The 20,214-nt window shown below is 63.2% G+C and carries 19 protein-coding genes; 3 read left to right on the forward strand and 16 right to left on the reverse strand.

Annotated features, from left to right (window positions below; genetic code table 11):
- The first annotated feature begins 286 nt into the window (after window positions 1-286).
- Window positions 287-1,102 (forward strand): alpha/beta fold hydrolase, encoded by an 816-nt coding sequence (locus tag ACMFWR_RS02635; protein WP_413193493.1) that lies wholly within the window; start codon window positions 287-289, stop codon window positions 1,100-1,102.
- A gap of 262 nt (window positions 1,103-1,364) precedes the next feature.
- Here ACMFWR_RS02635 and ACMFWR_RS02640 read toward each other — a convergent pair whose 3' ends face one another.
- From ACMFWR_RS02640 to ACMFWR_RS02650, 3 genes are all read right to left on the reverse strand, one after another.
- Window positions 1,365-1,811 (reverse strand): MaoC family dehydratase, encoded by a 447-nt coding sequence (locus ACMFWR_RS02640; RefSeq protein ID WP_413193494.1) that lies wholly within the window; start codon window positions 1,809-1,811, stop codon window positions 1,365-1,367.
- Window positions 1,812-2,238: 427 nt separating this feature from the next.
- Window positions 2,239-2,736 carry a YbaK/EbsC family protein gene (locus tag ACMFWR_RS02645; protein ID WP_413193495.1) on the reverse strand — a complete coding sequence of 166 codons (498 nt, stop codon included), beginning with the start codon at window positions 2,734-2,736 and terminating at the stop codon, window positions 2,239-2,241.
- A 163-nt stretch (window positions 2,737-2,899) separates the two neighbouring features.
- The gene (locus tag ACMFWR_RS02650; RefSeq protein WP_413193496.1) at window positions 2,900-3,826 is read right to left on the reverse strand and encodes a hydroxymethylglutaryl-CoA lyase; all 927 of its coding nucleotides are present in this window, start codon (window positions 3,824-3,826) and stop codon (window positions 2,900-2,902) included.
- Between the two features lie 241 nt (window positions 3,827-4,067).
- On the opposite strand from ACMFWR_RS02650, the gene ACMFWR_RS02655 reads away from it, so the two are divergent.
- A complete protein-coding gene (locus ACMFWR_RS02655) occupies window positions 4,068-5,099 on the forward strand; it encodes a sulfate ABC transporter substrate-binding protein (RefSeq protein WP_413194751.1) in 1,032 nt (343 codons plus the stop codon).
- A gap of 225 nt (window positions 5,100-5,324) precedes the next feature.
- Here the strand turns inward: ACMFWR_RS02655 and bioB are convergent, their stop codons facing one another.
- From bioB to ACMFWR_RS02705, 10 genes are all read right to left on the reverse strand, one after another.
- Window positions 5,325-6,365, reverse strand: a complete 1,041-nt coding sequence (gene bioB, locus ACMFWR_RS02660) for a biotin synthase BioB (RefSeq protein ID WP_413193497.1) — start codon at window positions 6,363-6,365, stop codon at window positions 5,325-5,327.
- Window positions 6,365-7,153 carry a dethiobiotin synthase gene (gene bioD / locus ACMFWR_RS02665; RefSeq protein WP_413193498.1) on the reverse strand — a complete coding sequence of 263 codons (789 nt, stop codon included), beginning with the start codon at window positions 7,151-7,153 and terminating at the stop codon, window positions 6,365-6,367. The genes bioB and bioD overlap by 1 nt, the downstream gene beginning before the upstream one ends.
- Before the next feature lie 18 nt (window positions 7,154-7,171).
- Window positions 7,172-8,479: an 8-amino-7-oxononanoate synthase gene (locus tag ACMFWR_RS02670; RefSeq protein WP_413193499.1), complete on the reverse strand. Its 1,308-nt coding sequence runs from the start codon at window positions 8,477-8,479 to the stop codon at window positions 7,172-7,174.
- A 6-nt stretch (window positions 8,480-8,485) separates the two neighbouring features.
- Complete coding sequence (locus ACMFWR_RS02675; RefSeq protein ID WP_413193500.1) at window positions 8,486-9,811, reverse strand: adenosylmethionine--8-amino-7-oxononanoate transaminase; 1,326 nt, start codon at window positions 9,809-9,811, stop codon at window positions 8,486-8,488.
- A gap of 29 nt (window positions 9,812-9,840) precedes the next feature.
- Window positions 9,841-10,644 carry an enoyl-CoA hydratase/isomerase family protein gene (locus ACMFWR_RS02680; RefSeq protein ID WP_413193501.1) on the reverse strand — a complete coding sequence of 268 codons (804 nt, stop codon included), beginning with the start codon at window positions 10,642-10,644 and terminating at the stop codon, window positions 9,841-9,843.
- A 108-nt stretch (window positions 10,645-10,752) separates the two neighbouring features.
- Window positions 10,753-12,024, reverse strand: a complete 1,272-nt coding sequence (locus tag ACMFWR_RS02685; protein WP_413193502.1) for a dienelactone hydrolase family protein — start codon at window positions 12,022-12,024, stop codon at window positions 10,753-10,755.
- A gap of 110 nt (window positions 12,025-12,134) precedes the next feature.
- On the reverse strand, window positions 12,135-12,512 hold the full coding sequence (locus tag ACMFWR_RS02690) for a YchJ family metal-binding protein (protein WP_413194752.1): 378 nt from the start codon (window positions 12,510-12,512) through the stop codon (window positions 12,135-12,137).
- Between the two features lie 80 nt (window positions 12,513-12,592).
- Window positions 12,593-13,774 (reverse strand): acetyl-CoA C-acetyltransferase, encoded by a 1,182-nt coding sequence (locus ACMFWR_RS02695; protein ID WP_413193503.1) that lies wholly within the window; start codon window positions 13,772-13,774, stop codon window positions 12,593-12,595.
- Window positions 13,775-13,943: 169 nt separating this feature from the next.
- Window positions 13,944-14,675, reverse strand: coding sequence for a carbonate dehydratase (gene can / locus ACMFWR_RS02700; protein ID WP_413193504.1), 732 nt, complete (start codon window positions 14,673-14,675; stop codon window positions 13,944-13,946).
- A gap of 180 nt (window positions 14,676-14,855) precedes the next feature.
- The gene (locus tag ACMFWR_RS02705) at window positions 14,856-15,266 is read right to left on the reverse strand and encodes a MerR family transcriptional regulator (RefSeq protein WP_413193505.1); all 411 of its coding nucleotides are present in this window, start codon (window positions 15,264-15,266) and stop codon (window positions 14,856-14,858) included.
- A 142-nt stretch (window positions 15,267-15,408) separates the two neighbouring features.
- Between ACMFWR_RS02705 and ACMFWR_RS02710 the strand changes: the two genes are divergently transcribed.
- Window positions 15,409-16,485 carry an MBL fold metallo-hydrolase gene (locus tag ACMFWR_RS02710; protein WP_413193506.1) on the forward strand — a complete coding sequence of 359 codons (1,077 nt, stop codon included), beginning with the start codon at window positions 15,409-15,411 and terminating at the stop codon, window positions 16,483-16,485.
- 164 nt (window positions 16,486-16,649) lie between these two features.
- On the opposite strand, the gene ACMFWR_RS02715 is transcribed toward ACMFWR_RS02710, so the two are convergent.
- The 3 genes from ACMFWR_RS02715 to ACMFWR_RS02725 all read right to left on the reverse strand — a co-directional run bounded on the left by ACMFWR_RS02715 (window position 16,650) and on the right by ACMFWR_RS02725 (window position 20,180).
- Complete coding sequence (locus ACMFWR_RS02715) at window positions 16,650-18,221, reverse strand: ABC transporter substrate-binding protein (RefSeq protein ID WP_413194753.1); 1,572 nt, start codon at window positions 18,219-18,221, stop codon at window positions 16,650-16,652.
- 192 nt (window positions 18,222-18,413) lie between these two features.
- Window positions 18,414-19,190, reverse strand: coding sequence for an SDR family oxidoreductase (locus ACMFWR_RS02720; protein WP_413193507.1), 777 nt, complete (start codon window positions 19,188-19,190; stop codon window positions 18,414-18,416).
- A gap of 339 nt (window positions 19,191-19,529) precedes the next feature.
- Window positions 19,530-20,180, reverse strand: coding sequence for a thiol:disulfide interchange protein DsbA/DsbL (locus ACMFWR_RS02725; RefSeq protein ID WP_413193508.1), 651 nt, complete (start codon window positions 20,178-20,180; stop codon window positions 19,530-19,532).
- Window positions 20,181-20,214: the final 34 nt, after the last annotated feature.

A 20,214-nucleotide genomic window follows, 5' to 3' on the forward strand; every position in this document is an offset into this window, starting at 1 on the left:
CCTTAAGGAGTCGCACCTGCTGCGCACAGCAGATTGTGACGTTCGAAATTGCGAACGATCGTTCTATTGTAGAGGCCGAAACGCATTTGCGCTGCCGACTATTTTTCGAACGAGTACTCAGGTTCTACGAAAAAGCGCGTTTGCGCGCTGACCGCGTCACACGCGGCTTCTACAATCGTCACACTTCAATTTGCACGGCGATCCGACGCGCGCAAGCGTAATGCGAGGCGGGTTCGTTCGCCGTACGGCGGATTTCCGACGTTTTTCTTTTGCAGGGATGACCGCTATGCGCTTCGAAGATTTCACTGACTTCGAGCTCACTGCCAATGGCACCTCGATCCGCGGGTTCAAGGGCGGCGACGGCCCGCCGCTTCTCCTGCTTCATGGCAGCGCGCATTCGCCGAGACTCTGGCTCGCGGTGGCAGGCCAGCTCGCCGAGCGGCACGCGATCGTCGTGCCGGACATCGATTTCGCCGCGTTGCGTGATGGGCGTCCGACGTCGGGCGACACCGGTACGGGCCATGACGCAGCGAACCCAGGCGGCACCACGCGTACGGCACAGCGGGATGGCAGTCCGCTCGCCGCCGCCGCTACCCAGACGGCTCCGTTTGGCCATCGCGAAATCGCGGCCGAACAGGTCGCGATGATGGAAGCGCTCGGCTATGCGCAATTCATGGTTTGCGGGCATCTGGACGGCGCGCGCGTCGCTCAGCGCCTTGCGCTCGATCATGGCGGATGTGTCGACCGGATGATGGTGCTCGACACGGCGCCGACCTTGCCGTCGGAGCTCGACGGCGTACCCGACCCGGACGATGCATCGGCGACCAACGGCGCCGTGCCACCCACGTATATCGTCGACGCGGAGCATGCGGACCGGGAACTGGCTCGCGGCAATCTGGAGCGGGGCGAGAAGATCGCGTGCCCGGTGAGGGTACTGTGGGGCGGTCGGGGAGCCTGGACGATCCATCCGCTCGACGGCTGGCGTCAGGTCGCGCGCGATACATCGGGTCGTGCATTCGAGTGCGCCCCGTGCATTCCTGAGCATGCGCCGGATGCGCTGCTCGACGAGATGTCGCGGTTCTTCGATACGCGCGCTTGCTGAAACGCCTCACGGCATCGATGGTTCAGGGAAAGTCCCGATGCTTGCCGGTAGGGTGCGGCGTAGCATCAATCACGACGGATGATCACGTCACAATTAGGCCGTTCGCAGCAGTGCGAGCGGCTTTCTTTTGAATACGTGCCTTCGGGGCCGTATCCCCTTTCTCGCTGCGCAGGACTGCGAACCGTTCCGATATTCACCCACTTTCGTGCCGACGCGCGAGAGTCCGCGTCGTGCACGTCTGGGGTGATTCATTCGCGGCAGATCAGATCTTTTCGGTGACCAGCAGTTTCGCGGTGCCGTTGACGAGCGTCTCGCCCTCGCTGTTCTTGACGGTGCCTTCGAGCGTCACGATGTCGCCTTCGAGCGATTCCTTGAATACCGCTTCGGTCACGATCCAGCGAAACGACAGTTCATCGGTCGCCATCGCGGCTTTGCGCAATTTGAAGTCGAATTCGAGTCCGAGCGGCTGATGCGTTTTCGAATAATGCGTGGCCGGCACGGCCATGAACAGCGACACGAGTTGCGTGGCGGAAGCAATTAAACCGCCAAAGTCTGAATCGATCGCGTAAATCGAATTATGGTGAAGCGGATTCTGGTCTTCGGCCGCGTTCGCGAATTCGCGCACATTCTTCGGCGTGAGTTGATACGTGTGATGGAGGACTTCCCCGGCGCGAACCAGCCTGGGTGCGAAACTTGAGTGTGCTGTCATGATCTTCGAACCATCTGATACCAATACAAATGGAAAGGGTCGCGTGGGTCTCACACACGCCCTCGACTCTCCGAACTCCCTTTACTGCACCGGTCCCTGCTTGTGTGCCACTGCGACGCCCATCATCGGCACCCCTGTCGCCCGGGATCCGGTCATGCACGCGAATCCCCCGCGCGTGCACCCGGCACTGTGCCTCAATCGAGCGCGATGGCTTCACCCGCTGTCTCGCTGACGCGTGGATTTGACTCATCGCGATTCAATGTTTTACCTATCGTCGACCCGTTCCCCCTGCTGGCCGCGATGCTTGAACCCTTAACGCTATAACGGCCGTTTCTTCGCGAGCTTGATTGCATGCATTAAAAAATATGCAGCGCCGTATATTGAATTCGCGGTCTTTCTGAAACGTCGATCGAATGCGCCTTAAAACCTAGGCCTGCAGCTTGACGTCGACGACGGGCGCGCCTGTCATCGAAACCAATTCCTGAGGCGACAGGTTGAATACGGCATGCGGGTGACCCGCCGCCGCCCACAGGCTTTCGAGCGCAAGCAAATCCTGGTCGATCAGGGTGACCGGTTTGGTTGCGTGGCCAATCGGGCAGACGCCGCCGATCGCATAGCCAGTTTGCTCGCGGACGAAGCGCGCATCGGCTTTGCCAAGCGGTCCGACATGCGCCGCGACCTTCACTTCATCGACACGATTCGCGCCGCTGGCAATGACCAGCACGGGCGCATTGTCGGTGACGCGACGGAAGATGATCGACTTGGCGATCTGGGCGACTTCGCAGCCGAGTCCCGCGGCGGCTTCCGCTGAAGTCTTGCCCGTTTCAGGCAGCATCACGATCGGCTTGGTATATCCGTGCGTCTCGAGCAATTCGGCGACGCGCCGAGCGGCGTCGGGCAGTTCGTGTTGAGGTGTTGCTTGCATGTTGCTCCGTCTGGTTATTGCGTTGATGCCTCGGCTCAACGAGGGGACCGACTCGTGTCCCTGACTTACTTCACCGAATCACTGGCCCGATCCACGGCCCCGATTCACGCGGCCGATCCACGGCCCCCATTCGCGCACCCGATTCACGTACCCGACCGGGCGCTCAAGCCGTGGCCGCTTCGCGTGCCGCGCGTTGTTTGGTGAGCAGGGCCTTGCCGGCGCGCGAGCCGTTCGCGCGGCCGAGCGCATTCGAAATGAAATCGCCCGCTTCGACGACCTTGGCGAGTTCGACACCGGTCTCGATGCCGAGGCCGTCGAGCAGATACAGCACATCCTCGGTCGCGACGTTCCCTGTCGCGCCCTTCGCATACGGGCAGCCACCGAGGCCTGCCACCGATGCATGGAAAATGGTGATTCCCGCTTCAAGCGAGGCGAGGATATTGGCGAGCGCCTGCCCGTAGGTATCGTGGAAATGGCCCGACAGGCGCGACCGGTCGATCACGCGCGTGACCGCATCGAACACCGCACGCACGCGGCCGGCGGTACCCACGCCGATCGTGTCGGCGATATCGATCTCGTCGCAGCCGAGTTCGTCGAACATCTGCGCGACGCTGACGACCGACGCCACCGGCACATCCCCTTGATACGGGCAACCGAGCGCACAACTGATCGCGCCGCGCACGCGCACGCCGGCGTCCTTCGCCGCGCGTGCGACCGGGCGAAACCGTTCGACGCTTTCGGCGATGCTGCAATTGATATTTTTCTGCGAGAACATCTCGCTTGCCGCACCGAAAATCACGATCTCATCCGCACGCGCCGCAAGCGCGGCTTCGAGACCCTTCATATTCGGCGTGAGTGCCGAGTACAAGGTGCCCGGACGACGTGCGATCTCGCGCATGACGTCAAGTCCGTCGGCCATTTGCGGCACCCACTTGGGCGACACGAACGACGCGGATTCGACGTTCGGAAATCCGGCATCCGCAAGCCGGTTGACCAGCTCGACCTTGACGGCCGTCGATACGAACGCCTTCTCATTCTGCAAGCCGTCTCTCGGACCCACTTCAACGAGCTTGACCTTGCGCGGCAACATAACTGTCTCCTCGATGTACGGTGCGACGCCATGGCACCGCGACGATCGGTGCCGTGCCATGTCGGCGCGTTGGCCCGGGGGTCCCGATCGGAGACGCGCGCGCGAGCCGTCGATCGAATGCCACCGAAGGCCATCGACCGCAAAACGACAGCCTCGATTGTAGGCCCAGCGCGACGCAGCCGGCACCGAACCCTCCGCTACAATCCCGAGTTCCTCAAAAAACATTCGGAGCACACGCATGATGGCGATTCGGGCGCGAAGCGGGCGCACCCTGGCGATGGCGGTATTCGCGATGTCGGTCGGCATGACGGGCATGACGGGCATGGCGCACGCGGACACCACGCTGCTCAACGTCTCTTATGACGTGACGCGCGAACTCTACAAAGACATCGATACCGCGTTTATCGCGAGCTACAAGAAGTCGAGCGGCGAATCGATCGAGGTCAAGCAATCGCACGGCGCGTCGAGCGCGCAGGCGATGGCGGTCTCGCAAGGCCTGCAGGCCGACGTCGTCACGATGAATCAGTCCAATGACATCGATCTGCTGCACGACCGCGGCAACCTGGTGCCGGCCGACTGGCGAGCGAAGTTCCCCGACAACAGCAGCCCGTACACGACGACGATGGTGTTCCTCGTGCGCAAGGGCAATCCGAAGCAGATCAAGGACTGGGACGATCTGACCAAGCCGGGCGTGCAGGTCGTGATTCCGAACCCGAAGACGTCGGGCAACGGACGCTACAGCTACCTCGCCGCGTGGGGCTATGTGCTCGCGCATGGCGGCAACGACGCCAAGGCGCGCGACTTCGAAACGAAGCTGTTCCGCAACGTGCCGGTGCTCGATACCGGCGGTCGCGGCGCAACGACCACGTTCACGCAGCGCGATATCGGCGACGTGCTTGTGACGTTTGAAAACGAGGTGATACTGATCAACAAGGATGTCGGCAAGGGCCAGTTCGAAGCCGTCTATCCGTCGACGAGCCTGCTGGCCGAGCCGCCTGTCGCGATCGTCGACAAGGTGGTCGACAAGCGCGGCACGCGCAAACAGGCGAAGGCCTATCTCGACTTCCTGTATTCGCCGGAAGGGCAGGAAATCATCGCGCAACACAATCTGCGTCCGCGCGACCCGCAAGTGCTCGCCAAGCATGCGGATCAGTTCAAGCCGATCAAGACGTTTACGGTCGAACAGGTCTTCGGTGGCTGGGCGAAGGCGCAACAGACGCACTTCGCCGATGGCGGTTCGTTCGATCAGATCATTGCCGAAGCGAAGAAATAAATAAAATCATTCGACGCGAATCGCTTTATTTATTGTTGATTCGGATTTGAAGCCGATTCGATTTCGCAGATTTACGGCGATCAATCGAATCGGCCCATAGAATCGAATCAAGCGAATGCCCGATCGAAGACGACAAAGATATTGAGTCGTCAGGCAATAAAAAAACGCCCCTTGGACCGACGTGTCATCGTCGGTCCAAGGGGCGTTGCGTTTTTTGCGGGGCGCTTAAGCCGCGCCGACTTCCGAGCGCATGCCGAGGCGTTCAAGCAATTTCTTGTCGGCCTCTGCCTGCGGATTCCCTGTCGTCAGCAGCTTTTCCCCGTAGAAAATCGAATTCGCGCCGGCGGCGAAGCACAGTGCCTGCAGCGCTTCATCCATCTGCTCACGCCCGGCCGACAGGCGGACCATGGCCTTCGGCATTGTGATGCGCGCCACCGCGATCGTGCGCACGAATTCGAACGGATCGATCGCCGTCGTACCCGCGAGCGGTGTTCCTTCGACTTGCACGAGATTGTTGATCGGCACTGATTCAGGATACGGGTCGAGGTTCGCGAGCTGGGCGATCAGCCCCGCGCGTTCGCGGCGCGATTCGCCCATGCCGACGATGCCGCCGCAGCACACGTTGATGCCGGCATCCCGCACGTGCTCGAGCGTGTCGAGGCGGTCCTGATACGTGCGCGTGCTGATGATCTGGCCGTAGAACTCCGGCGACGTATCGAGGTTGTGGTTGTAGTAATCGAGACCCGCGTCCTTGAGCGAGCGCGCCTGCTCCGACTTCAGCATGCCGAGCGTCACGCAGGTTTCGAGGCCGAGTGCCTTCACGCCGCGCACCATATCGGCGACCTGTTCGAGATGATGATCCTTCGGGCTGCGCCACGCCGCACCCATGCAGAACCGCGTCGCGCCATGCGCTTTCGCGCTGCGAGCGGCGTCGAGCACGTCGTCGAGCGGCATCAGCTTGTCGGCATCGACGCCTGTGTCGTAATGCGAAGACTGCGGGCAGTACGCGCAATCTTCGGGGCAGCCGCCGGTCTTGATCGACAGCAGTGTCGAGAGCTGCACGAGGTTGGGATCGAAGTGCTCGCGATGCGCTTGCTGCGCCTTGAACAGCAGATCGTTGAACGGCAGCTCATAGAGCGCAACGACGGAGGCGACGGTCCAGCGTGCGTCGTTTGCTCGCGCATCGCCGGTTGCGACCGCCGACGCAGCGCCCGCATGGGCACCTGCATGAGTCACTGCAGCGGCGGTTTGGGTTTCGAGGGTCATCAGTTTTTTCCTTCACGATCGGATGTCGCGATAAGCGGTGCGACATCGAGACTGGCGGCCGCGATACGCGGCTGCGCAGGTTGGAGAAACGGCACGATGCCGAGCATCGGCACCGGGTAGGGGATCGCGCTGGCGCCGCTCGTCACGCCGGGCGACGCGAAGCGGCGGCGCAGCGTGTCGATGTTTTCGTCGGCAAACGTGAAATTCGGGTCGATGCGGTTGGCGACCCATCCTGCGAGTGTCAGGCCGCGCGCGACAATCGCTTCAGCGGTCAGCAACGCATGGCTCAGGCAGCCGAGACGCATGCCGACCACGAGCACAACGGGCAAGCCGAGCGCCACGGCGAGATCGCCCGTGTCATAGCGGTCGTCGAGCGGCACGCGAAAACCGCCGACGCCTTCGACGACCACGTACTCGGCGCGCTGCTGCGCCTGGTCGTGACACGCAACAATCCGTCCGATATCGAGCCTGGCGCCCTCCCTCGCGGCGACCAGATGGGGCGCCGCGGGTGTCGGGAACAGATACGGTGTCATGGTCTCGGGCGGCAACTGCACGGCAGCCGCCTCGACGAGCGCATCGACATCGTCGTTGTGCCAGGCGTCGTCGCGCCACTCCGCACCCGATGCGATCGGCTTCATCGCCGCGGGCCGGATACCCAAGCCACGCAGTGCGTGCAGGATCGCGCTCGATACGAAGGTCTTGCCGATTTCCGTATCGGTGCCCGTCACGAAGACACCCCGCGCGCGGCGCACGCGAGGGCCGGAGTCAGTCAGTTCAGAGGAAGTCATCGCAAAGCTCCGTGCCGCTCACGCGGCATGCTCCGAGGCAGGCACTGCAAGCCCTCCCGCAATTCTCAGGCCGCGTTCGAGGCGGTCGAGATCGTCGTCCGAATGATCCGCCGAGAGCGAAATGCGCAGCCGCGACGTGCCGGCCGGCACGGTCGGCGGGCGGATGGCCGGAACCCACAGCCCCTCGGCATCGAGGGCAGAGGCGACCGCGAGCGTCGCTTCGTTCGATCCGATGATCAGGGGCTGGACGGCGGTGGCCGAATCGACCGGCTGCCACGGGGTGCGCGTGAGCATGGCGCGCGTACGCGAGATCAGATGACGCAGATGCGCGCGTCGTTGTTCACCTTCGACGCCGCGGATCAGCGTGAGGCTCGCGCGCACGGCGTGCGCGACGGCCGGCGGCGATGCGGTCGTGAAGATATAGGTTCGTGCGCGCTGCACGAGCCATTCGATCACGCTGGGATGGGCGACGACAAACGCACCGGCGACACCGGCCGCCTTACCCAGCGTGCCGACATAGATCAGGTGATCCGAACGCAGGCCCGCTTCCTCGATGGCGCCGCGGCCGTCGCGGCCGAGCACGCCGAAGCCATGCGCGTCGTCGACCACGAGCCAGGCGCCGTGCTTTTCGGCGATCTGGAGCAGCCGGGCAAGCGGAGCGATGTCGCCGTCCATGCTGAACACGCTGTCGGTGACGATAAGCTTGATGGGGGCGGCGCCCGTATCCGCACCAGCGGCGGCCGTGGGGGACGCGTTCGATGCGTCTGCTGCTGCGCTCGTCCGGGTCGCCACACCGGGCATTTCGCTTGCCGAAGCCTTGTCTGCTTCGAGCATCGCGTCAAGCGTGTCAGCGTCGGCATGCGGATACACGCGCAAGTTGGCGCGAGAAAGCCGGATGCCGTCGATCAGCGACGCGTGATTGAGCTTGTCGGAGTAGATCGTCGCGCCCGGGCCCGACATCGCCGACATGACGGCCAGGTTCGCCATGTACCCCGTCGAGAAGTAGAGGGCACGCGGCGCATCGACGAAGCCGCCGCAGAACGCGGCCAGTTCGCCTTCGAGCAGCGCATGCGCTTCACCGTGGCCGCCGAGCAGATGAGAGCCGCCACTGCCGGCCCCGTATTTCGCGGCGCCTTCGGCGAGCGCTTCCCGCAGCGCCGGATGCGAGGCAAGGCCCAGATAGTCGTTGCTCGCGAAGCCGACGATCTCGCGACCGTCGACCCGCATATGGGCGGCGCAGCCGTTGTCGATCACCCTGCGCCACCGTGTCAGGCCTTGCGAATCGATGTCCGCGAGGCGCTGATTCAAATCGTCCAGCAATTGCATGTTCAACTACAGATCGAGTGCCATCACGTGTTCGAAAATGGCGCGCGTGCGCCATCCGAGCAGATCGATGTCTTCGTTGCTGAGCACGTACGACGGCATCAGGTACACCGTGGTGCCGATCGGACGCAGCAGCATTTCGTGACGCAAGGCGGTTTCAAAAAAGCGGCGTGAGAACGTCTTCCTGGATTCGGGACGCGTGATCGCGGCGTCGAAGGCGAAGATCGTTCCGCACTGGCGCAAATTGCGCGCCGCCGGATGTTTGGCAAGCGGTTCGAGCGCCTTGGCAAGGCGCGCGGATTTTTCGCGATTCGCGTTCAGCACATCATCGCGCTCGAAGAGATCGAGCGTTGCGAGCGCCGCGCGGCAGGCCAGCGGATTGCCCGTGTACGAATGCGAGTGCAGGAACGCACGCGCCGTGTCGTCGTCGTAGAACGCCTCGAAGATGGCATCGCTCGACAGCACGACCGACAGCGGCAGATACCCGCCGGTGATGCCTTTCGACAAACACAGCAGATCGGGCCAGATACCGGCTTGCTCGCACGCGAAGAACGTACCGGTGCGACCGCATCCCACGGCGATCTCATCGGCGATCAGATGGATGTTGTGCATGTCGCACAGCTTGCGCACGGCCGCGAGATACGCGGGCGGATGCATGACCATGCCGCCGGCGCATTGCACGAGCGGCTCGAGGATCACGGCCGCGATCGAATCGGCGCGCGCTGCGAGCAGTTCTGCCATCGCGGCGACGCTCGAGCGAATCGATGTCTCGTCGCGCGAATCGGGGGCCGCTACCGTATGTGCGCGCTGGATCAGCGGGTCGTACGCGTCGCGGAAGATCGCGACGTCGGTGACGCCAAGTGCGCCGATCGTTTCACCGTGATAGCTGCCCTGGAGACAAACGAACTCGCGCTTGGTGTCCTTGCCGTGGTTGCGCCAGTAGTGAAAGCTCATCTTGAGCGCGATCTCGACGGCCGACGCACCGTCGGAACCGTAGAACGCATGGCCGAGCACACCGCCGGTCAAAGCGGACAGGCGCTCACTGAGCTCGATGACCGGCTCATGCGTGCAGCCCGCGAGCATCGCGTGCTCGAGCGTATCGAGCTGGCTCTTGATCGCAGCGTTGATCGTCGGGTTCGCGTGTCCGAAAAGATTGACCCACCACGAGCTGATGCCGTCGAGATAGCGCTTGCCGTTCGCATCGTAAAGCCAGGGGCCCGAGCCGCGTGCAATGGGAATCAACGGCGACGTCTCGTGATGCTTCATCTGCGTGCACGGATGCCACACCGCACGCTTGCTTCGTTCGACCCAGTCTGCGCCTGGGGAAATGTCCATTCGCTGGTTCACCTGCACACCCCGTGTGTTTAGCGTTCGGCCCATGGCGGGCTGCTTTTTTGTAAGAAACTGCCGATGCCGGCGCGGCCCTCTTCGGAGCCTCGCACTCTCGCGATACGGTCGGCTGTATCGAGCATGAGTTTACTGTCGATCGACTGGCCGGCGACATCGCCCACCAGACGTTTGCATTCGATGACCGCTTGTGGCCCGTTGCCCGCGATCGCCTTCGCGACACGTTCGACAACAGCGTCGAGCGCGTCGGCCGTGGTGAGTTCGTGCACGAGGCCCAGTCGCAATGCTTCCGCCGCATCGAAGCGCTCGGCACTCACGAAGTATCGGCGCGCGGCGCGCTCACCGATCGCGCGGATCACGTAGGGTGCGATCGTTGCGGGCAGCAGTCCAAGCCGCGCCTCCGACAGGCAAAATTGCGCCGAGTCCACGGCGATCGCGATATCCGCTGCCGCGACGAGGCCCATGCCTCCCGCGTACGCATCGCCCTGGACACGCGCGATCACGGGTTTCGCACACGTGTAGATCGTATTGAGCATCGTCGCCAGGCCCAATGCGTCGGCGCGGTTTTCCGCGTCGGAAAAGTGGGCCATGCGCTGCATGTATCCGAGATCCGCGCCCGCGCAGAATGCCGGACCCTGTGCCGCCAACACAATCGCGCGCACGTGAGCGTCGTCGGACAGAGCACGGAATGCACCGGTCAGCTCGACGATGGTCAGATCGTCGAACGCATTGCGCACCTCGGGGCGCGCGAGTGTCACCGTCGCAATCGCGCCATCGTGTTCGACGGCGATACGCTGGAGTGTGGCGGAAGATTGTGTCATCGCGCGCATTCCTCGGATCGAAAGGGGCTGGCAGAACGGACGGATCCGCGCTGCGTGGCTGCAGGTGCCCGATTATTCCTCAAACCGGCCTGCTTGTGCGACACAGACTTATTTCACGCGCCACACAACAATGTCGTCGATAGCGTACGCGTTGCACGGTATTGAGGATTTTTGCGAGCAATTGTCGATAGCCTCGGCGAACGGGTCGTCTCCTCCGGCGGCCCACGCCCAGCGGCCGGTCCGCGAAATCGCGAATACACGCGGCCTGGGCTCGGATAAAAAGCGTAAATAGCCGATGCGACCGGTGTCGTCGAGGAAAGGCACGGCATCGACGGCGTCGACTTGAGCGAAGCCGCTGGGTCGAGGAGCGGGCTGTTGTTTGCGCGCATCGTCGACGCGATAGACGACGTCCGTGGGGAGCCCGATCGCATTCAAAAAGCGCGCAGTCGCAGGCCACCAGATCGCCACAGCGTCCCGATCGCCGACGAGTCCGTGTGCGTCGTCCTTGTACGGGCCGTAGTCGATCAGATGCGCTTGTCCGCCCGCCGACCTGTACGCATGCTCGAGCGTGCTGACGAGCGCGGTGTCGAACACGCGGTCGTTGCTGCCGTAAAACCAGAGGGAAGGGATGCGAGACCGCGCACCGAAGTCAGCAAAGGCAGCGGTCAGCGCGTGTTGCCACTGCGTGCATTCATCCTTGCGCAGGCCGCCGGAGAAGTTCAGGATGCCGCGCACTTCCGGGTACGCGTTGATGCCGGCGTCGGCGTTGAAGGCTGAGGCTGAGGCTGAGGCTGAGGCTGAGGCTGAGGCTGAGGCTGAGGCTGAGGCTGAGGCTGAGGCTGAGGCTGAGGCTGAGGCTGAGGCTGAGGCTGAGGCGGGCGAGGTCGTGGCGGTGGATGCAGTATGTGCACCATACGCCAGACTCGCGAAGCCGCCGTGCGAGACGCCCGCGATCACGATGCGCGTGGGGTCGACGAACCGCTCGCGCGACAGCCACGCGATGGCCGCGGCGATGTCGCGAGCTTGTTCGAGCCCGTCGGCTTCCAGATCGCAGCCCGTGTCCGCATAGATCCCGGTCGAGCCCGCGAACCCGCGACGATTCGGCACGGCGACCGCGTAGCCGCGCCGCACGAATTCGCGAGCGAATGCAGTGGGACGGCTGCGCGGTTGCGCGTGAGGGTCGCCTGCGTCGCGGCCATGATTGAACACAACGAGCGGGAAGGGGCCCGGCCCATCCGGTTTGAACAGCGTGGTCTCGAGTTCGATGCTTCCCGAACCATTCGCGGGAATCATCACGACGGACTCGTTCATGCCGGGACCGACAACCGGCAGCGATGCCGCGATCGATGGCGCCGCGCAAAGCACGCTTGAAGACAGCATCAGGGCTGCCAGGCACCTCGTGAACCTCGTGACTCCGGTGTATCCACGTTGCCGTAGCACCGACGCGACGCGATGCACGCGTGTGATCAGCGTCGACGCAGGACAGCCCTTCATGACTCGGAAACGTCGCCGTCGACGTAGCGCCACCGTCCGTCTTCCGCGCGCATGAAGCGGCTGGTTTCATGGATCCGGTGCGCGCGGCCCCCGACCTTGTACCGCGCAACGAATTCGACCTTTGCATGCGTCGCATCGACCGGCTCGTATCGCTTCACATCGAGCCCGAGCCACTGCGGGCCCGGTTCACTTCCGAGGTCGGGCGGACACGTCGCGGCGTCCCATGTTTGCCGAAGGTAGTCGAAACGTTCGAGCACATAGGCGGTATAGCGGGACCGCATCAATTGCTCGGCGGTCGCCGGAATGTCGTCGTGGTCGATAAACCGCGCACAACATTGGTCATAGGTTGCGGCTGGCTTGTGCTTCGCGTCGATCGCCCGGCCGCCGCACGGACAAGGCGACGTCGATTGCGCAGCCGCGGCACCGCCTTTCGCTGAATGCGGATTCTTCTTGCTCACATCACCTCGATGGCAATGGCGGTGGCTTCGCCGCCGCCGATACACAAACTTGCGACGCCGCGTTTGCCGCCGCGATGACGTAATGCGCCGAGCAGCGTGACCATGATGCGTGCACCCGATGCACCGATCGGATGACCCAGTGCGCAGGCTCCGCCATTCACATTCACGCGCTCGTGCGGCAGGCCGTGCTCGCGCATCGCAGCCATCGTCACGACCGCGAACGCTTCGTTGATTTCGTACAGATCGACATCGTTTGCACGCCAGCCCGTTTTGTCGAACAGCTTGGCGATCGCACCGACCGGCGCCGTCGTGAAGTGATCCGGGGCCTGCGCAAAGGTGCTGTGCCCGACGATGCGTGCGAGCGGTTCCAGACCGAGCTTCGCGGCGGTCGACTCGCGCATCAGCACGAGGGCAGCCGCGCCGTCCGAAATCGACGAGGAGTTCGCTGCCGTCACCGTGCCGTCCTTGCGAAACGCGGGCTTGAGCGTCGGAATCTTGTCGGGGCGCGCGGTGAAGGGCTGCTCGTCGCGATCGACGCGGCGTTCGCCCTGCCTGGTCGTTACGGTCACGGGTGCCATTTCCCAGTGAAAGTCGCCGCTCTCATTGGCCGACTTCGCGCGCCTGAGCGATTCGACCGCGAAGGCATCCTGTGCCTCGCGCGTAAAGCTGAACTCGTCGGCGCACGTCTCCGCGAACGTGCCCATCAGTCGACCCTTGTCGTAGGCATCTTCGAGTCCGTCGAGAAACATATGGTCGAGCACCTGCCCATGACCCATGCGCATACCACTCCGCGCCTTCGGCAGCAGATACGGCGCGTTGCTCATGCTTTCCATGCCGCCGGCGACCATCACGTCGACGGAACCTGCGAGGAGCATGTCGTGCGCGAACATCGCCGCACGCATGCCTGAGCCGCACATCTTGTTGACCGTCGTGCAGCCTGTCGAGAGCGGCAGCTTTGCGCCCAGCGCGGCCTGCCGCGCGGGCGCCTGGCCCTGGCCGGCCGGCAGCACGCATCCCATGACGACCTCGTCGACCGAGTCGGGCGAGACGCCCGCGCGTTCGAGCGCGGCCGCAATGGCGACCGAACCCAGCTCGGGTGCCGTCAGCGACGACAGTTCGCCCTGAAAGCCGCCGACGGGGGTGCGCGCGGCGCCTACGATAACGATCGGATCGGTCATGGTTGTCTCTCTCCGTTGCTTTCCTGAGGTGCGTCGAGAGCCGATCGGGCTCAGGCGCACGCTCGCTTGCCTGATGGAAGCATGCGCGTTGTGTGCGCACGCCTGATTCGCTGGACCGGAGCAGGGGTCGCCCGACCGTTCCAGATGACTGCTTTGGACGGCGCGTTAATCAGACCACGGGTACTTCGGGGCCGCGGTCCGGATGCACGTGGCTGAGTCGCTTGCCGCCGGGGGCGAGCGATGCAACGCACGCCTGATAAACCGGCTCGAGCGTTTCGGCCGAATCGACCGTCATGCCGAGATCGCGCAGCTTGCCGTCGTGCACGCCGTACGCCCATGCGTGGACGGTCAGCGATTGTCCGCGCGCCCATGCGTCTTCCACGACGGTCGTGTGGCAGACATGTGCCGCTTGTTCGATCGCATTGAGTTCCACGAGACGGCGATGGCGCGCTTCACCGATCGGCCAGTTTTCGAGCAGGGCCTGATGTTTGTTGTGCACGTCGTGCACGTGTCGCAGCCAGTTGTCGGCGAGGCCGACGCGCTTGCCGAAGACAGCGGCGCCGACGCCCGAGCAGCCGTAGTGCCCGACCACCATGATGTGCTTGACCTTGAGCATGTCGACCGCGAACTGGAGCACCGACAGACAGTTCAGATCAGACGGCACCACGACATTGGCAATGTTGCGATGGACAAAGACTTCGCCGGGCGGCAAGCCGATGATCTGGTTCGCGGGCACCCGCGAATCCGAGCAGCCGATCCACAGAAAGGCGGGCGATTGCTGGTCCTTGAGCCGGGTAAAGAACTCCGGGTCGTCGCCGAGCATGCGGGTCACCCATGCATCGTTGTTGCGGAACAGTTCCTCGAGCGAGAACGGATGGCTGTGGGAATCGTGGTCAGTCATGAAGCTCCTCGTGAGTGTGTCAGGCGACGCGAGCGGTACGGGCCCCAGAGGGCCCACGCTCAACAGCGTCGGCTTGGCGCATGGGCGTAGCGCGAACCTGAGCGCGAACCTAAGCGCACGCGAAAGCGCAGGTGCGGATCGTACGGCAAAAACTCCGGTACTTCACCGTTCAGCATTGCGCTACGCGGCGTCAGCCGCATCGTGCGGCGTGGCGCCTTCAAGCAACGCCTTGCATTGCGCCTCGTATTGGGCGAGATCTTCGAGCGTTGCGGTCAGATCCTCGAGTTGCCGCTCGAGCACGTGCCGATGCTCGGCGATTGTGCCCAGGAAGGCCTTGAGCTGAGGCACCGTATCCGTCGGCGACTCGTAAAGATCGAGCAGGCGTTTGATTTCGGTCAGCGTGAAACCCAGCCGCTTGCCGCGCAGGGTCAGGCGCAGCCGCGTGCGATCGTGCCCCGAGTAGACGCGTCGCTGACCGCCCGCTCCCTCGCGTTGTGGCGCCAGCAGGCCTTGATCTTCATAGAATCGGATCGCGCGCGGCGTAATGTCGAATTCGCGCGCAAGTTCAGTAATCGTGTAGCGGGCGCTCATGGCGAAAGACCGGAAAACGGAATCGGACGACACGACCGCTGCCTCGGCAGCAGGTCGCCATTCGGACGATTACAATCGAGGTTGACGTAATCGTCAACCTTGCCGGTTCGCGTAAACTGCCTTTTCACTTCATGAAGCGCTTATGAACGTACTCGAACAGCAACTGACCTACCCATTGGGCGATCGTCTGCCGGAAGCCGGCCACGTCGTCGAGGTCGCACCCGGCGTGCGCTGGATCCGGATGCCGCTTCCGTTCGCGCTCGATCACATCAATCTCTGGCTGTTGCGCGACGAAATCGATGGCGTTGCCGGCTGGACGGTGATTGATTGCGGCATCACCGACCCGTCGATCAAGGCGCATTGGGAACAGATATTCGACCAGCATCTCGACGGCCTGCCGGTGCTGCGTGTGCTCGTCACGCACTTTCACCCCGATCACGTCGGACTCGCGCACTGGATCAGCGCGGGCGGTGACAAGCAGCGCTGGGACGTGCGGCTCTGGATGTCGCTGGGCGAATACATGACGGCCCGCACGCTGTGCCTCGGCGACGTGTCCGGCTCGAGCGCCGGTGGCGAAGCGGCGGCGAAGCATTTCATCCTGCACGGGATGCATGATGAGGACGCGATCGAGAAAATCCGGGCGCGCAAGGACTACTACAGCAAGCTCGTGCCGAAGATGCCCGAGTCGTATCGACGCCTGCGCGAAGGCGACACCGTTCGCATCGGCGAGCGCGACTGGCGTGTGATCACGGGCTTTGGGCACTCGTCCGAACATTGCGCGCTTTACAGCGCACAGGGCGAGATCCTGATTTCAGGCGATATGGTGCTGCCGAGAATCTCGACGAACGTGTCGGTGTTCGACGTCGAGCCCGAAGCGAACCCGCTCGCCTGGTTTCTCGATTCGCTGGGCCGTTACGACGATTTGCCCGAGCAGACACTCGTGCTGCCTTCGCACGGCAAGCCGTTCTGCGGATTGCACACACGTCTTGGCCAGTTGCGGGATCACCATGCCGCGCGCCTTCAGGAGGTTCGCGACGCGTGCGCCGTGCGACCCCAAAGCGCTGCGGATATCCTGCCGATGATGTTCAAGCGCAAGCTCGACACGCACCAGATCACGTTTGCGATGGGTGAGGCGCTCGCGCATCTGCACGTGCTGTGGCACGGCGGTGAACTGCGACGCGTGCGCGGCGAAGACGGTGTGCTGCGCTTCGCGCCTTGAGCTGTGGGGCGTCGGCGCTCTTAGTCTGTGTGAGCGATCCGACGGGGGCTTTGCCCCATCGCGCCGCCCGCAATGACCGCAGCATCTCGCTTGATGAAGCACCCTGCCTTGAGCGCCGGGTTGACGGACCGACCCGGTGAACGTGTCGGTCCGCGGCGGCGGCGTTAGTTGAGCTTCACGCCCGCGAAGTTCAGGCGACCGAACGGGCTCACAGTGAAGCCTTGAACATCCGGCTTCAGAATGGCCGCGGCGGTCGGGTAAGCGAGCGGGATCCAGAGCGCCTGATCGTGGATCTGTTTCTGGGCCTTTTCGTAGTCGGCGGTGCGCTTGGCCGTGTCGTTCGTCGTGCGCCCGTCGGCGATCAGCTTGTCGAGCGTCGCATCGCAATACCGCGCGAAGTTGATGCCCGACTGCACCGACGCGCAACTGAACTGGGGCGTGAGGAAGTTATCCGGATCGCCGTTGTCGCCGGCCCATCCCATGAACAGCAGATCGTGCTGCCCTTGCTTGGCCGAGCGAATCAGCTCGCCCCATTCGACGATCTTGACCTGCGCCGTAATGCCGATCTTCGCGAGGTCGGCCTGCAGCAGTTCGGCCGAGAGCTTCGGATCCGGATTCAACACGCTGCCGGTCGGGCGCGTCCAGATTGTCGTCGCAAAGCCGTTCGGATAGCCCGCGTCGGCAAGCAGCTTCTTTGCTGCGGCGATGTCATGTGCGTAGGGCTTCACGTCCTGCGCATAACTCCATGTGCCTGCCGGATACGGATTGACCGCAGGCGTCGCTGTGCCGCTGAACACTGCCTTCACGTAGGTATCGCGATCGAACGCCATATTGATCGCTTCGCGGACCTTGGGATTGTCGAGCGGCTTGTGCTGCGTGTTCAGGGCAACGAACGCCGTCATGAACGCGGGCCGCTCGCTGACCTTCTCTTTCTTGTCGCTTTTCGCAGCCAGCACATCCTGCGGCTTCGGTGACAACGCGATCTGGCATTCGCCGGTCTTGATTTTCTGGAGCCGCACCGCGGTGTCGGGCGTGATCGCGTAGATCAGCTTGTCGAATGCCGGCTTCGTGCCCCAATACGTCGGGTTCACGTCATAGCGAATCACCGCGTCCTTCTGGTAATTGCGCAACATGAACGGACCGGTACCGATGGGTTTCGCATTGAGATCGGTCGTCCGGTTTGCCTTGAGCAACTGGTCCGCATACTCGGCCGAATAAATCGATGCAAAGCCCATCGTCAGAATGGGCAGGAAGGTCGCGTTGGGTTCATTGAGCGTAAAACGCACCGTCTGCGCGTCGACTTTGTCGATCGACTTGATCAGCTTGGGCAGATTCATCGACTGCGCGTGCGGAAAGCCGCTTGGGCCGCTCACCTTATGCCAGGGCTGGTTCGCATCGAGCATCCGCGCGAACGTGAAGACGACGTCGTCGGCGTTCAAGGGGCGAGTCGGCGTGAACCAGTCCGTCTTCTGGAATTGCACGCCCGCGCGCAGGTGGAACGTATAGCGCAGGCCGTCCGGGCTCACGTCCCATTTGTCCGCGAGTGCGGGCACGACCTTGTCGTTCGATTCATCGAGCGCGACGAGGCCGTTGAAGATCACGTCGGCCGACGCATTGGTCGTCACGAGTGAGTTGAACTGTACGACGTCGAATCCGTCGGGGCTCGCTTCGGTGCAGACCGTTAATGCCTTCGCGTATGCGGCACCGGGAGTCAATCCGGCGATGACGCCGGCCATGACGGCGAGACCCGCGAGCAGCGGCGCTGGCTGAAATCGACGCGTGACACCGTGTTGGGCGTCGATCTGGCGGGCACCCAAACTTGCGCCGGCATTGGCACTCGCGCCGCGGTGGTGCGTTGTTTCGTTGTCATGTCGACCCATGCGAGCCGGGTCGGGACGGAATGACATCATGGTGAAGTCCTTTCTGTATCAGTCTGCCGCACGTTTTTTGCGAGGTGCGCGCTCGAAGGCCCAATCGTAAAGCCAACGTGGCATCACGTGCAGCAGCGACGAGACGATCCCCATCTGCCATGGGATCACGACATGCCGCCGTTCACGGGCGATCGCACGGACGGCCTTGCGTGCGAAGACATCGGCTTCCATGATGAAGGGCCGCGGATAGTCGTTGCGCGCCGTCATCGGCGTGCGCACATAGCCCGGCGCGATCGTGACGACGGATAACCCCGCCGCGCGTAATTCGACGCGCAGGCTTTCAAGATAACGCGTGGCCGCCGCCTTCGACGCGCTGTACGCGCCGGCGCCCGGCAGCCCGCGGACGCCCGCCACGCTGCTCACGCCGACGAGCGTGCCATGCCGCTTCGCGGTCATCGGCGCGATAAAGGGCTCGAACGTCGCGGTCATGGCCAGGTAGTTGATATCCATGATTTCGCGAAACACCTCGAGATCGCCTCGGCCCGTGACCGAACCGGCGCTGATCCCTGCGTTGGCGATCACGATATCGGGGCATCCGACATGCGCCATAAAGTCCTGTGCGGCAGCCGCCAGTGCGGCGTGGTCACGCACGTCGATCGTATAGAGCGCGATCTCAAGGGCGGGATACTTGGCGCGAAACGCCTCCAGCAAGTCACCTCGCCGCGCGACCAGGCCGAGCGTCGCGCCTTGCTCGGCGTACTGCGTGGCGAGTGCGAGGCCGATTCCGCTCGAAGCGCCCGTGATCCACACCTTCTGTGCCGATGTCGGTTTCATTGACGATGTCCTGTGACGGGAATCCTATAAATGCGCAATCGGGTAACGACGTCCGCTTCAGCGTGGCCGAAAGCTGGACCACAGCCACAGCCACAGCCACAGCCACAGCCACAGCCACAGCCACAGCCACAGCCACAGCCACAGCCACAGCCACAGCCACAGCCACAGCCACAGCCACAGCCACAGCCACAGCCACAGCGCAGATTCCGTTCCCCAATAAAAAATCCGCGGTTCATCGAATGAAACCGCGGATCGTTTTCATGGCGCCTTCGTTTGCATCACCGGGTCAGCCCGCGCCGTACGAGCCCGCGTTGCATGAGCCGGGTGATGCAGCGCCGATTACATCTTCTTGGCGCGCACTTGCGCGATCAGGTAATCGAGCACCTGAAGCGTGCCGTCGAGGCTGTTGGTGATCCCCGGGCCCGTTTCGTACTTGCCCTGCACGGCGATCGTCGGCACGCCGTCGATCTGATACGCCGAGATCAGCTGCTCGTCACGCTTGATCATGCTGTCGTTCGCAAACGAGTTGTACGCGGCCATGAACTTCTGCTTGTCCACGCCGTTCTTCGCGAGGAAATCGGCCTGCGTGTCCGGCGTCAGCAGGTAGTCCTTCTGCACATGGATTTCATTGAAGATCTTCGGCGTCATCTGCGGTTCGACACCGAGTTCCACGACGGCGTGATACAGCTTCTGGTGCGGCACGAACTGCGGCTGGAAGGCGACCGGCACGCGCTTGAACACGACGTCCGGATTTTGCTTCTTGAGCCACGTTTCGAGATACGGCTCGAACTCATTGCAGTGCGGGCAGCCGTACCAGAAGAACTCGGTCACTTCGATCTTGCCGGCGGGTGCGTCGACGGTCTGCGCCGTGGGCAGCGTCTTGTAGTCCTTGCCATTGACCGGCGCAGCGGGCGTCGCGAACGACGGCGCGCTCACGAATGCAGCACCAAGCGCGAGCGAGGCGACCAGGGTACGGAAGAGTTTGTTCATTGAGATCATGTTCGGAGAAGGGAAAACATTCGCT

The sequence above is a fragment of the Pararobbsia alpina genome, from assembly GCF_965118125.1.
Classification (GTDB): Bacteria; Pseudomonadota; Gammaproteobacteria; order Burkholderiales; family Burkholderiaceae; genus Pararobbsia; species Pararobbsia alpina_A.